Source organism: Namhaeicola litoreus (assembly GCF_042679565.1).
GTDB lineage: Bacteria > Bacteroidota > Bacteroidia > Flavobacteriales > Flavobacteriaceae > Namhaeicola > Namhaeicola litoreus.
Window position 1 is genome coordinate 282,143 of record NZ_JBHTMY010000002.1, and the last position, 13,446, is coordinate 295,588.

The following is a 13,446-nucleotide window of genomic DNA, read 5'->3' on the forward strand; positions in this document are numbered from 1 at the left end:
CCGTACATTTCAAAAGCGTTGAAAGTACAAAAATATTAATATCTTCGTGTTAAAATTAAATTATTCACAATCATGAAAAAAATATTGTTTTTGCCCATTTTAGTGGCTCTTTTATTAACCTCTTGTGTTTCACAAAAGAAATATGCCGACTTGGAAACATCTTACCAAGCGACAAAACAAGAACTTGTTGACGCAAAAGCGGATCTACAATCTTGTTTGATCGAAAAAACACACTTGCAAGATTTGAATGCTTCGCTTAAGATCGATAAAGATCAACAATTGAAGCAGGTAGAAAACTTGACCGTTCTTACGCAATCATCTTCAGAAAACATCAAGGAAATTATCTCTCAATTGAGTGAAAAAGACAAATACATCAATGGCATCAGAGCAGCCATGTCTAAAAAAGATTCTATCAATTTAGCCGTTGCGTTTCAGTTGAAAAAAGAATTAGCTGCGGGCATTCAAGATGAGGATATTCAAATTGATGTGGAAAAAACTGTTGTTTATATCTCTATTGCCGATAAAATGTTATTCAAAACTGGAAGTTCTGTAGTTTCAGACAAAGCTAAAATGGTGTTGGGTAAAGTAGCAACCGTAATTTCTTCAAGACCAAGTATGGAAGTACAAGTGGAAGGCTACACAGACAATGTGCCGATTTCTACGAATTGTGTAAAAGACAACTGGGATTTAAGTGTTGACAGAGCTACTTCTGTTGTAAGAGTGTTGCAAGAAGATTACAATATTGATCCAGCGAGATTAATTGCTGCTGGTAGATCTGAGTATGTTCCTCTAGAGAGCAATGCAACGCCAGAAGGAAGAGCTACAAACAGAAGAACCAGAATCGTTATTTTACCAAAACTTGACGAATTCTTCGATATTCTAGAACAAAAACCTGAATAATTTTATTTCAGCATATCATATAAAAGGCGACCTACGGTCGCCTTTTTTTATGTGTTCAGGTCTCCAAGTTCTTTTAAAAGTTCTCTTAGAAAAACCGGATTAGCCATAACTCCTGAATTATTGGTATCCTCCAACAAAATTAAGTCCGTATTTTCTGGTCTTAAAACATACAATTCCTCTGCGGAGGTATAAGGAATTACTTTATCTAACTTGCCGTGAAACATCAAAACCCTGCCTTTTAACTTTGGGAAGAATACACTTGAATCCATCTTGTATTTTAAAATAAGGCCTACAGGTAAAAATGGATAATGGTTTTTGGCAGACAAACGCAAAGAATACATAGGTGATTCCAACACGAGTAAAATGGGCTTATTCTTCACCGCAGCTTCGACCGCAAAAAATGCGCCCATCCCCTTTCCATAAATTACTATATCTGATTCCGGATAAACATTTTTAGCGAAATCGCACCAGACTTGCACATCAGAAATCATTTTATCCTCATTAAAACTTCCTCCGCTTTTACCAAAACCTCTATAATCCATTAACAAAACATCGTAACCTGCATTAAAAAACAAACCTGTTGATTGACCCCAAATCTGCACATTACCTGCATGGTTATGGAAATAGAGTACAATCCCTTTAGCTCGTTCATTATAAAAATGAATCCCATTTAAGAGCGCACCATCTTTCGCTTTTAAGTTAATCTCTTCAAATGGACGATCAAATTCAAATTGATGGGTAGAATCGAGTTTTACCGCGTGAAAAACAAAATAATCTTGTGTGAAGTATAAAACAAGACTAATGAGAAAAAAAATCAGAAATGCTATTCCTAAAACATATATCCATATCATATAGGCACCTATTAATACTCAAAATTAAGTTTTACCTAAAGAAGTAATTAAATTTTAACTAATTTTAGGACATCCAATAAAAAAAGGCAACCTTATCAGGCTGCCTTTTTTAAAATATTTTGGAGTGAATTATCCTCCGAAATCGTCAAATCTGATATTTTCATCAGGGATTCCAAAGTCTTCACCCATTTGCTGTACTGCTTTGTTCATCATTGGAGGTCCACAGAAGTACAATTCAATATCTTCAGGAGCTTCGTGTTTAGACAAATATTGATCTATTACAGCTTGGTGCACAAATCCTAAGAATCCATCTCCTTCTTTATCAAAAATATCCTTTTTCACTTTCCAATTATCTTCTTCTAAAGGTTCTGAAAGCACGACAAAGAATTTAAAATTAGGAAAATCTCTTTCCAATTCTCTAAAGTGTTCCAAATAGAATAATTCTCTCTTTGACCTACCGCCATACCAGAAAGTTACTTTCCTGTTGGTTTTAACTGTCTTGAATAAATGATACAAGTGAGATCTCATCGGAGCCATACCGGCACCACCACCTACATACAACATCTCTGCATCAGATTCATTGATAAAGAACTCTCCATAAGGTCCAGATACGGTTACCTTATCACCCGGTTTTCTGCTAAAAATATAACTGGAGGCTACACCCGGATTAACACTCATCCATCCATTTTTAGCTCTATCCCATGGCGGAGTGGCAATCCGCACGTTTAGCATGACATTACGACCCTCAGCAGGATAAGAAGCCATCGAGTAAGCTCTCTCTACCAATTCGCCGTTTTTCATTACCAAAGGCCACAAATCAAATTTATCCCACTCTAATTTGAACTTATCTGGTTCGCCCGGATGTTCTGCAGGATGCGCTTGAATATCTATATCGCTATAAGGCACCTCTGTTTTTGGTATTTCAATTTGAATATATCCCCCTGCCTCGTAATCCATGTCATCAGGAAGTTGAACGACAAATTCTTTGATAAAAGAGGCAACGTTATAATTTGACACAACCGTAGCTTCGTATTTTTTAATTCCAAACACTTCCTCAGGAACGGTAATTGTCATATTTTCTTTTACTTTTACCTGACAAGCCAATCTGTTTCCGGCGGCTAATTCTTTTCTTGTAAAGTGCGGCACCTCGGTTGGTAAAGGTTCCCCTCCACCTGATTCAACCTGACATTTACATTGGATACAAGTACCTCCACCTCCGCAAGCAGAGGGCAAGAATACTTTTTCATTACCTAAAGTCGAAAGTAAGGAAGAACCTGTTGGGACCTCAATTTCCTTCTCACCATTGATAAGAATTTTTACTTTTCCGGAAGGTAATAACTTTGCTTTAGCAACCAATAAGATGGTCACTAAGATGAGTACTAACAATAAAGAAAATACTATACTTGCTACAATTGGATTCATTCTCTATAATTTCTTTTGACTATAATTTAATTCCCGAAAAACTCATAAAGGCTATCGCCATCAATCCGGTAATAATAAACGTAATCCCTAAACCTTTGAGGGGTTGAGGTACATTTGAATATGCAATTTTCTCTCTGATAGAAGCAATTGCCACAATGGCTAAAAACCATCCTACACCAGAACCTAATCCGTACACAGCAGATTCTGTGATGGTTGAAAAGTTTTTCTGTTGCATGAATAAAGCTCCCCCTAATATGGCGCAGTTAACGGCGATCAGCGGAAGAAAAATCCCTAACGCACTGTAAAGTGCAGGAGCAAATCTTTCTACGATCATTTCTACCAACTGAACCATAGAGGCGATAACGGCGATAAAAAGAATAAAACTCAAGAAACTGAGGTCTATATTGGCATATTCAGGTCCCAACCATGTTAAGGCGCCTTCTCTTAAAATATACTTATCTAATAAATAATTCACGGGTACCGTAATGGCCAAAACAAAGATTACGGCAGCACCAAGACCAACAGCGGTTTTTACAGTTTTAGAAACTGCAAGGTAAGAACACATCCCCAGGAAATAGGCAAAGATCATGTTCTCTATAAATATACTTCGTACAAATAAACTTCCTAATTCTTCCATTTTATTTAGAATTAAATTCCGAAGCGGAATTAATTATTTTCTTCAATTAATTTTCTGTTTCTAGATCTTTGGAACCAAATAATGACTCCCACCGTGATCAAGGCCATTGGCGACAATAACATAAAGCCATTGTTTTCATATCCGAATTGGTATAAACCGGTAGACTCTGCAATGGTTTTCCCTTTGTGTCCTAAGATCTCATAGCCCAATAGCTTACCTGATCCTAAAAGCTCGCGGAAAAAAGCGACAATAATTAAAATCAAACCGTAACCTGCAGCATTACCAATACCGTCTAAAAATGATTTCCATGGTCCGTTTGCCAAAGCAAAAGCTTCCAACCTTCCCATGATGATACAGTTGGTAATGATCAATCCAACAAAGACAGACAATTCTTTACTCACGTCATAAGCATAAGCTTTTAGAAATTGATCCACTAAAATTACCAGAGATGCCACGATTAAAAGTTGGACAATAATTCTAATCCTACTAGGAATTAAATTTCTGATTAACGAGACGATCACATTACTAAAAACTAGTACAAATAATACCGCCAAAGACATGACAATGGCCGGCTTTAATTGAACCGTAATGGCCAGTGCGGAACAAATACCTAAAACTTGAACCGTAATTGGATTGTCATCGTTCAGAGGATCTGTAATAAGCGCTTTATTCTTTTTTGAGAATAAGGGTTCTTTATCTTCAGCCATAATTAATTGTTTTTTAAATAAGGTAAATAATTCTGCATTCTCTCTGCAATCATATTCGAAACACCATCTGAGGTTATTGTTCCTCCAGAAATAGCATCAACCCCATGTTGATCGCCAGAGGGAGCACCTCCTTTTACCGCTTTTACAGAAACAAACTCTCCGTTTTCATCGAACAATGTCTTGCCTTTAAACTGATCTTCAAACCAAGACTGATTGATTTCAGCACCTAAACCAGGAGTTTCTCCTTTATGGTCAAATGAAGCGCCAACGATCGTATTTTTATCTTCATCCAAGGCGATATATCCCCATACTGCATCCCATAATCCAGCTCCATAAAGTGGGACAACATAATAACTCTTACCTTCCTTTTCAGCGATGTACAAAGGAAAATGCTGTTCACTTTTATCTTTCTTCAACTCCTTATTCAATTCTACTGTAAATGCATCTACTTGTTCATCAACTGTTCCATCAGGATTTAAAGAAAGTTGTTGCTTGACGTATTTGTTATACGCTTCTGTCGCTTCATCTCTCGTTACTTCAATTCCAACAGTAGATAAAATATTCTGCATTTTCTCGTTCTTTACATTCTCTGCCTGCAATGGCTTCAAGGAGGTAGCTGCAAAAGCTAAACCGGCTGCCACAAGAACCACCATGATAATGGCGAAAATAAATGTATAAGCATTGCTATTTTTATCCATATTTCTAAGCGTTAACTTTGACTAAACGTTTTTTTCTTTTTTTGATGTTACCTTGCACCACATAGTGATCGATGGTTGGAGCAAAGACGTTCATGAGCAAGATGGCCATCATCATCCCTTCTGGTAAGGTAGGATTAACTACCCTGATCAAAATTGCAAAAATACCGATCAAAAATCCATAAATCCATTTTCCTTTGGCTGTTTGTGCTGCTGTGACAGGATCAGTTGCCATAAAGACAAGTCCAAATGCAAAACCACCTACAATCAAATGTTTCCACCAAGGAAAATTGATCAACTCATTGGTTGTACTTCCAAAAGCGTTAAAAATCAATCCCATGACTGCACCGCCTAACAAAGTAGACAACATGATTCTCCAGCTTCCAATACCGGTAAATAGTAAAATGGCTGCACCAATCAAAATCATAAGGACAGAAGTTTCTCCAACAGATCCAGGTATAAAGCCCATGAACATGTCATAAACACTAAAACTAGGCTGACCATTAGCAGCCAAAGTACCTAGTACTGTTTCACCAGACACCCCATCGGCCACAGAATCTGCCACCCAAACGGTATTACCAGACATATAAGGGGCATATGAGAATAAAGCAAATGCCCTTGCTACCAGCGCAGGATTCAAAATATTCATCCCCGTTCCACCGAAAGCTTCTTTGCCAATGACAACAGCAAAAACGACAGAAACAGCTAACATCCACAATGGAAGGTCGATGGGCATAATAAGAGGAATGAGTAATCCGGTAACCAAATACCCTTCATTCACCTCATGTCCTCTGAAAATAGCATAGGCGAATTCTATTCCCAAACCAACTGCATAAGAAACAACGATCATAGGTACAAAACGCACCGCACCAAACATAAAATACTCCCAAAAACCGTGTCCGGCACCCATATTTTGGTATCCGATATTCCACATTCCAAAAATAATGGTTGGAATCATGGCAATAACTACGGTAATCATAACGCGTTTGAGGTCTACCCCATCGCGAATATGTGCTCCTTTTTTGGTTGTATGATTGGGTACATAGAGAAAAGTGTCTATCCCGCTAAATGCCGGCCCATATTTTTCATACTTACCTCCTTTTTCAAAAAGAGGCTTGATTTTGTCTAATTTACTTCTTAAAAAATCCATTAACCTACTTCTTTAATCATTATATCTAAACCTTTTCTGATAAGATCTTGAGCTTCAATTTTAGAAGAACTCACAAAATCAACCAAGGCGAAATCTTCCGGCGCTACTTCGTATATTCCGAGATTCTCCATTCTTTCAATATCACCCGACATAACTGCTTTAAGCAATTGCATCGGATAAATATCCAAAGGAAAAACCTTTTCCATTTCTCCGGTAAGCACAAAAGCGCGTTCTTCACCGTTCATATTGGTATCTAAATCGTATTCTTTCTTCCCGTTTAACCACGATAGAAAAGTACGAGACATACTAAATTTATTTCCTCCTGTAAAAGGTACCCAACCAAAAAATGAGTAGTGGTCTCCTTCAGGGATCACAGAAATAGTATCATTGTAAAAACCTAGGAAACCAGCTTTTGATACAGCTTCACCTGTTAAAGGATTACCATTAATAATTCTATTTTTTTGATCGCTTAAATTTCCTTTGGTAATAGACTCCAACTGGGCCGATCTGATGGTTGTATAATATTGCGGTTCTAAAACCTGAGAACCAGCCAAAGCCACTACAATACTGGGATCGTATTTTCCGTGAAGGAATAAACTCCCAATTGCTGCTACATCCTGTGGTTTAACGGTCCAAACTCTTTCTCCTGCATTTATGGGGTCAATTCTGCTGATTTGCGTTCCAACATTTCCTGCCGGATGAATCGGATTGATTCTATGGATCTCAGCGCCTTTGATCTGAGTTAAAAAAGAATTCCCTGAAGAACTCACCGTTAAATGAACCTTTCCTTCGGTAAGTTTTGCAAGTGCCTTAATTCCTTCTTGAAATTCACTTTCCTTATTCTTTAAAACGAAATCAACGTCTGCCGATAAAGGTGCCGTAGAAAGGCCACTAACAAAAATTGATTTAGGTTGATCATCAGGATTGGCAATGACATCATAGGGGCGCTGATTGATAAACGGCCAACAACCACTCTCTAACATCAATTGTTTTACCTCATCAGATGATAATCCATCTACTTTTTTTACCTTAAACTCTTTGAAATGATCTTGAGCATCAGCCGAGATGATGATTGATAAAATAACCCGTTTTGCTCCTCTTACAATTTCCTTGACTTCTCCACTTACAGGAGAACTGAATTTTACCTCTTCCTTTTGCTTGCTGTAAAAAAGTGTATCACCAACATTCACTTTATCGCCAACCTTGACAACTAATTTTGGTGTGATGCCGTGAAAATTTGATGGTACGATCGCAAATGTTTTAGAACGAGGCGCAGAAGATAATTTTAGCTGGGCTTTCCCCTTTAGCTTGATATCTAAGCCTTTTTTGATACGAATGTCTGTAGACATAATTTGCTTTAATTAATTAGATTTTTGCTTAAAAATCAGTGTATTTAAATGTTCTGATACTTAAGTCTAACAATAGCTTATGTTAAGCGGTGCAAATTTAATAATTATAATTCATTAGGACGAATATATTTTTCGTTTATTTATTTGAATTATATTTGAAAAATAGCCTTGGGCACAAAATAAACAAGGCCTTTAGGGCCATGAGATAAATCCCGTTTTAGTGTTTTCTATGAACCTTTTTGATCAAAACTTCCAATTAATACATCGTTTAACCTTACTTTTTTTTGGGTTCTGTTCTTTCACGGGAATCGCTCAGGAAATCATAGAAATTGCAGAACCATCCCATATTAAAACGGTTGTTTTCGAAGCGAATAGCAAAGATACTTATATTCCTGTCATTCAACTGGGTCAAAAATTATCATTTTCATTTGACGATCTTGAAGGAGATCAAAAAATTTATTACTACAGAATAGACCATTGCGAATACAATTGGCAAAAATCGAGTTTGTTATCCACCGAATTTATTGCAGGCTATCAGGAAGATCGCCTCAGAGACTTTGAAAATTCTTTCAATACGCTCCAACCTTATACCCATTACACCTTACAGATTCCAAATCGGGATATGCAATTAAAGATTAGCGGTAATTATTTGTTATCGGTTTTAGACCAATACAGAAATACGGTTTTTACACGCCGGTTTATCGTGTATCAACCTTTGGTGGATGTTGGTGTTTCGGTACACAGAAGCAGAAATATTGAATATATCAATCAAAAACAAGATGTAGAATTTCGTATTAATTTAGGCAATCTACAAGTGCGAAATCCTTACCAGGACATTCAAGTAATGGTTTTAAAAAATTGGGATTGGAATTCTGCCTTGTATAATATTCCACCAAAATATGTCAACAATAACCAACTTCTCTATAATTATGTGAGTGAAATTTCATTTTGGGGCGACAATGAATACCTTTATTTTGATACCAAAGAAATTAGAAACGCCACAAATAACATCAGACAGACCAGAATGTTAGATATATTTAACACCTTTTTGTACATCGATCAGGAAAGAAGAAATATGCCTTACACAGTTTATCCCGATATCAACGGAAATTTTGCGGTTCGTAATTTAGACGGAAATCAATCTTTGCTCGAAACGGATTACAGTTTAGTCCATTTCAAATTAGAAACCACTGCTGAGTTAAATGGAAAAGACTTATATGTCTTTGGAAATTATAACAACTGGCAAATTGGCGATCAAAATAAAATGATCTATAACAACAAAACGAACTTATTTGAACTGAGCCTTCCTTTTAAACAAGGGTTTTATAATTATTTGTACGTAGCCGCCGATCAACAAGGAAAAATTGACAAGAAAGCCATTGAAGGTTCTTATTACCAAACCGAAAACGAATATGTTGTGGTGGTCTATTTTAAACAATTCGGCGATAGATTCACTCAGGTGATTGGTATTGGCTCCGGAAATTCAGAAATATTAAGAAATTAACCTCATAAAATTTTAACCATGATACGCATTTTAACTTGTATCCTTCTATTTTTCACTTTCCATTTCGCTCTAGGACAAATCAGAAATGCCCCACTTACAAAAAGCGACATAGAATCAGCTACTCGCAATTATCAAAAATATTGTGCCTTGTGTCACGGAAAAAACAGAAAAGGAAATGCTGCGGATTATGCACCCTCTTTGAGTTCGAACTCGTTGATGTCGACCATGACCCTAAACTTTCTCGCGAGTTCGATAGCCTTTGGCCGTCCTAATACCGCTATGGCTGCCTATATCAAAGATTATGGAGGTCCCTTAGACATGAAAGAAATTTTTACTTTGGCGAGCTGGCTTAAATACGAATCAGATGCTGAAACAATTGATTTAGGTGATGGACCTATTGCAGGCGACCTATGGAATGGTGCCAACCTCTACGCGCAGGAATGCATCAAATGTCATGGTAAAAAGGGAGAAGGAATTACAGCTCCTGCATTATCTAATGCCGCCTTTTTAGCCTTTGCTACAGATGAATATATCAAATATGCCATCGTAAATGGCAGAGATGATACTAAAATGATTGGTTTTAAAGAAATCTTAACAGAAAAAGAAACCAATGATATCACTGCATACATCAGAAGTTTGGCTGGCGGATGGAGTAAGGAACCCAAAAAATTAGCGCCCTATCCTACACCTAAGCAATACGTACTGAACCCGCAAGGAAAAGATCCTAACTTTAACTTGATCGAGGGCAGGTATGCACCTATTAAAGAGGTCATGGAAGCGATTAAAAACAAAGACAAAATGATCCTTTTAGACACCCGCACCACCTCGGAATGGCACAATGCCCATATTCCGGGAGCAGTGCCAATACCTTATTATGTTACAGAAAAAGACGTAGACAAAGGTCTGACAGATAAAGATACTTGGATCATTGCCTATTGCGCTTGTCCACATGCTGCTTCAGATACGGTTATTGATATGTTGAGAAAAAAAGGATACAAAAATACCGCTGTTATCAATGAAGGATTTTTTGGTTGGATCAATGCAGGGTACCCCATCAATGCAGGCGAAATAAAAGAAATCGAAAATTAAAAATCCTTTTTCTTGAGCTTTCCATTCATCCTAAGCACCGGTAAAGCTACCCAAACAACCAAAGAAATCAATGATAAAATAACGCCAAAATTAGTACCGAAGAATTTCTTAAAAACGGCTCCTGTATAACCCAAAAGTGCAGAAATATCCAATTTCAACAACACCAAAATACGCGATAAATCTATGGGGTTAAATAAGGTAGCACCTAAAGAAAACTTATCTAAAGGATACTCTTCGAAGACCACCAAAAAAGTGAGGAATAATCCGTCGTAAATAACCGCCAAAAAGAGCCATAGCAAAATGGCATAGCCGAACCCTTTGATTTTATTCTCGTTAGACAAAGCGATGTTAAATGCCAAAGCCACAAAAATAAAATTGAGAAAAGTACCTATGAGCAGGAGTAGAGAAAAATCAAAAATAGCCGATGATCTAAACAATCCATACAACATAAAAGGGATGCCTAATCCGAGAACTAAACTCAAGGTAAGCGAGAGAGCAATGCCCAAATATTGACCCAAAAATATTTTTTTCCTGTTGATGGGTTGTGCGAGCAACAACTCAGTAAACTCTTTACTGTTATAATAGTACATCACGCCAAAAACGGTCCCGATCAAAGGTGTAAGTACAATGATGATATTGAGTAAGGTAATGATGGCTTTATCTAGGTCATTATTCAAAAAAAGTAAGACAAAACCCAACAATAAATAAAAGATAAAATACACATAGCTCCACCTGCTGCGCATCAAATCGTAAAAACTGTATTTTAATATTTTAAACATCTGCTCTCGTTATTATATTGGCTATTGCGTGCTCTAGATCTGATTGATTTGTTTTTTCTTTGAGTTCTTTTACGGTGCCTTTGAAATAAATACTTCCATCTAATAGAAATACGATTTCATCGGCAATCTCCTCTACCAAACTCATAATATGCGTGGTCACTAAAATGGTTTTACCCTTCTTCTTTTCTTCATCGATTAACTTTTTTAATCGAATTAAACTTACCGGATCTAAACCACTTGTTGGTTCATCAAGGATGATAAGGTCACTGTCAAACATAAAAGTAAGTACCAGATTAACTTTTTGCTTTGTACCGCCCGAAAGGTTACCAAGTTTTTTTTCAAGATAAGATTCAAGCTCAAACAACTGTATCAATTCTTTCTCATTGGCTGGTTTTGGTCTTAAATTTTTAACCATTTCGATCAATTCGATCACGGTAAGATTGGCAGGAAAATTGGCAATTTGCGGCAAATAATCGATCTCATTTCTATAAGCCCATTTCTTTAGAACAGACTCATCTTTGATAGAAATCTCTCCAGCATTGGGAATTACCATGCCTAAAATACATTTGATCAGGGTGGTTTTACCTGATCCATTCGGACCCAATACCGCAAAAATCCCTCCTTGATGGATGGATAGATCCAATTGATCCAAGACTTTTAGTTTCCCAAATCTTTTACATAAATTTTTTATTTCAATCATTTATTCGCTTTCATTAAAGGGTTCTCGTCAATTAAATTATCCGGGGTAAAAACAGGCGAAACTTTTTCAGAAAAATTGATCAGATCAACAAACAAACTTCGCAATAAAACAATAGTTTCCGGAGATCTGTTGACGATGTAAGAAAACAATTTAACGGGTCTGTAGGGTACATCTCCAATCCCATTTTCATCTAAATCGTATCCTGTATAATCGCTCCAATAATTTTGATCGAACTCATTCGAATTAAGTTTTCCGTTATAAGAAAGGTCAAAAGAATTGTGCATAAAATTGTTCTTGTAAAACTTGTTCTCATAGCAAGCTCCAATCACATTCACAGCCCAGCCATTTCTGATAAAAGTATTTTCTTTAAAATTTACACGGGTAGAACCATCTACGCTTACACCCATCGTGTTTTGCTCAAATCGGTTATGGATGATTTCTGTGTCATATATTTCTTTTAAGAGCAAACCATAAGAAGCACTACCCCAATTTTCGATAAAAACATTATTCTCCATATGGATGAATTTAGAAAACATCACCGCCACGCCCGCGCCATTTTTTGAAAAGGTATTATCGTAATAACTGTCATTATTCGAAAACATAAAGTGTAAGCCATATCTCAAATTCTCGAAGCTATTGTTTTGAAATACTTTGCTATTCGATACAAATTCAAAATAGATACCATCTCTCACACCGGTAACGCTATTATTGTTTACCTGAACATCATCGCAATGCCACAAATGAATACCATTGCCACTACCCGCTTGATCTTTGGCATCGCTAATGATGGTATTGTACTCTATCATTCCATGATTGGATTTTTCTATCAGCATTCCAAAAAATATATTCTTTAGGGTAATATTTCTGAGCACAAAATGTTCAGATTTTGACAAAAGTATGGCAGCAAAATCTTTCGTATAGCTTTTTCCAACATTGATAATGGTTAGATTCTCCATGGTAAAATGGTCTGCACTGATATGAAAGATCGTACCGGCATCTTCGCCGTCTACGACAGCGTTTTCTTCTCCATGAATCGTGAGCGTTTTTTGAATGGTAATATCGTGTTCTTTATAAAGTCCTGCTCGGATAAGAATGCTACCTCCCTCTTCTGCAAGATCCACAGCTTCGTGAATAGATTTTACCTCACAAGCTGCGCACACCTCAATTTGTTGGGCTATACAAATCTGAAAAAAAAGAGAACTAAAAAAAGAGAGGAAGAAATATTTATTCAATGCCATATTTTTCTCTTATTTCTTGCCAGGTATACAATTGGCCATCTACTTCAGTCAAGGTTTTATCTGCCATTTCTTTTGATTGAAAAGCGGAAAGGAAAGCGCCCATGGGGCTTTTAATTTCTTTACTGATCAGATACGTCGCTTTTTGAGCGTCAGTTAGGTTACTTTCTCCATAACTACTCACCAAAAAAATGGCCATCTCATCACTATTTTTTGATTCACTCAAATCGTTCAACATACACTCTATCGCATCATATTTAAACTGTTTGCCTTTTTTAGATACCATTTGTGCCGCGTGCTGCTCATCTACAATGGTCATTTTACAAAAATGGCATGATTCTTTTCCAAATTCTATCGGTTCCGGTTTTACAGAACAACTCAACATAAGGCAACAAATAGCCAGGCCAAGAAAATTTTTGCTTTTCATG

At 36.8% G+C, this 13,446-nt stretch carries 14 protein-coding genes; 3 read left to right on the forward strand and 11 right to left on the reverse strand.

The window, feature by feature from the left end; translation table 11 throughout:
* Positions 1-72 precede the first annotated feature (72 nt).
* The gene (locus ACFQ39_RS03110; RefSeq protein ID WP_377176347.1) at positions 73-900 is read left to right on the forward strand and encodes an OmpA/MotB family protein; all 828 of its coding nucleotides are present in this window, start codon (positions 73-75) and stop codon (positions 898-900) included.
* A gap of 47 nt (positions 901-947) precedes the next feature.
* Here ACFQ39_RS03110 and ACFQ39_RS03115 read toward each other — a convergent pair whose 3' ends face one another.
* The 7 genes from ACFQ39_RS03115 to ACFQ39_RS03145 all read right to left on the reverse strand — a co-directional run bounded on the left by ACFQ39_RS03115 (position 948) and on the right by ACFQ39_RS03145 (position 7,711).
* Positions 948-1,751, reverse strand: coding sequence for an alpha/beta hydrolase (locus ACFQ39_RS03115; protein WP_377176349.1), 804 nt, complete (start codon positions 1,749-1,751; stop codon positions 948-950).
* Positions 1,752-1,880: 129 nt separating this feature from the next.
* Positions 1,881-3,173 carry an NADH:ubiquinone reductase (Na(+)-transporting) subunit F gene (gene nqrF / locus ACFQ39_RS03120; protein WP_377176351.1) on the reverse strand — a complete coding sequence of 431 codons (1,293 nt, stop codon included), beginning with the start codon at positions 3,171-3,173 and terminating at the stop codon, positions 1,881-1,883.
* Between the two features lie 19 nt (positions 3,174-3,192).
* On the reverse strand, positions 3,193-3,810 hold the full coding sequence (gene nqrE, locus ACFQ39_RS03125; protein WP_377176353.1) for an NADH:ubiquinone reductase (Na(+)-transporting) subunit E: 618 nt from the start codon (positions 3,808-3,810) through the stop codon (positions 3,193-3,195).
* Between the two features lie 29 nt (positions 3,811-3,839).
* On the reverse strand, positions 3,840-4,517 hold the full coding sequence (locus ACFQ39_RS03130; RefSeq protein ID WP_377176355.1) for an NADH:ubiquinone reductase (Na(+)-transporting) subunit D: 678 nt from the start codon (positions 4,515-4,517) through the stop codon (positions 3,840-3,842).
* A 2-nt stretch (positions 4,518-4,519) separates the two neighbouring features.
* Positions 4,520-5,215 carry an NADH:ubiquinone reductase (Na(+)-transporting) subunit C gene (gene nqrC, locus ACFQ39_RS03135; RefSeq protein WP_377176357.1) on the reverse strand — a complete coding sequence of 232 codons (696 nt, stop codon included), beginning with the start codon at positions 5,213-5,215 and terminating at the stop codon, positions 4,520-4,522.
* Positions 5,216-5,219: 4 nt separating this feature from the next.
* Complete coding sequence (locus ACFQ39_RS03140) at positions 5,220-6,362, reverse strand: NADH:ubiquinone reductase (Na(+)-transporting) subunit B (protein ID WP_377176359.1); 1,143 nt, start codon at positions 6,360-6,362, stop codon at positions 5,220-5,222.
* Positions 6,362-7,711, reverse strand: coding sequence for a Na(+)-translocating NADH-quinone reductase subunit A (locus tag ACFQ39_RS03145; protein ID WP_377176361.1), 1,350 nt, complete (start codon positions 7,709-7,711; stop codon positions 6,362-6,364). Before ACFQ39_RS03145 ends, ACFQ39_RS03140 begins: the two co-directional genes overlap by 1 nt.
* A gap of 229 nt (positions 7,712-7,940) precedes the next feature.
* Here ACFQ39_RS03145 and ACFQ39_RS03150 point away from each other — a divergent pair, with 229 nt between their 5' ends.
* Complete coding sequence (locus tag ACFQ39_RS03150; protein ID WP_377176363.1) at positions 7,941-9,215, forward strand: type IX secretion system plug protein; 1,275 nt, start codon at positions 7,941-7,943, stop codon at positions 9,213-9,215.
* Between the two features lie 18 nt (positions 9,216-9,233).
* The gene (locus ACFQ39_RS03155) at positions 9,234-10,304 is read left to right on the forward strand and encodes a c-type cytochrome (RefSeq protein WP_377176365.1); all 1,071 of its coding nucleotides are present in this window, start codon (positions 9,234-9,236) and stop codon (positions 10,302-10,304) included.
* Here ACFQ39_RS03155 and ACFQ39_RS03160 read toward each other — a convergent pair.
* From ACFQ39_RS03160 to ACFQ39_RS03175, 4 genes are read right to left on the reverse strand one after another with little or no spacing between them, the layout of a single operon-like run.
* Positions 10,301-11,083 carry an ABC transporter permease gene (locus ACFQ39_RS03160; protein WP_377176367.1) on the reverse strand — a complete coding sequence of 261 codons (783 nt, stop codon included), beginning with the start codon at positions 11,081-11,083 and terminating at the stop codon, positions 10,301-10,303. The two genes, ACFQ39_RS03155 and ACFQ39_RS03160, sit on opposite strands and share 4 nt — an antisense overlap.
* On the reverse strand, positions 11,076-11,783 hold the full coding sequence (locus ACFQ39_RS03165; RefSeq protein WP_377176369.1) for an ABC transporter ATP-binding protein: 708 nt from the start codon (positions 11,781-11,783) through the stop codon (positions 11,076-11,078). Before ACFQ39_RS03165 ends, ACFQ39_RS03160 begins: the two co-directional genes overlap by 8 nt.
* Positions 11,780-13,021 carry a nitrous oxide reductase family maturation protein NosD gene (locus ACFQ39_RS03170; protein ID WP_377176371.1) on the reverse strand — a complete coding sequence of 414 codons (1,242 nt, stop codon included), beginning with the start codon at positions 13,019-13,021 and terminating at the stop codon, positions 11,780-11,782. The genes ACFQ39_RS03165 and ACFQ39_RS03170 overlap by 4 nt, the downstream gene beginning before the upstream one ends.
* The gene (locus ACFQ39_RS03175; protein ID WP_377176373.1) at positions 13,008-13,445 is read right to left on the reverse strand and encodes a nitrous oxide reductase accessory protein NosL; all 438 of its coding nucleotides are present in this window, start codon (positions 13,443-13,445) and stop codon (positions 13,008-13,010) included. Before ACFQ39_RS03175 ends, ACFQ39_RS03170 begins: the two co-directional genes overlap by 14 nt.
* Between the last annotated feature and the right edge of the window lies 1 nt (position 13,446).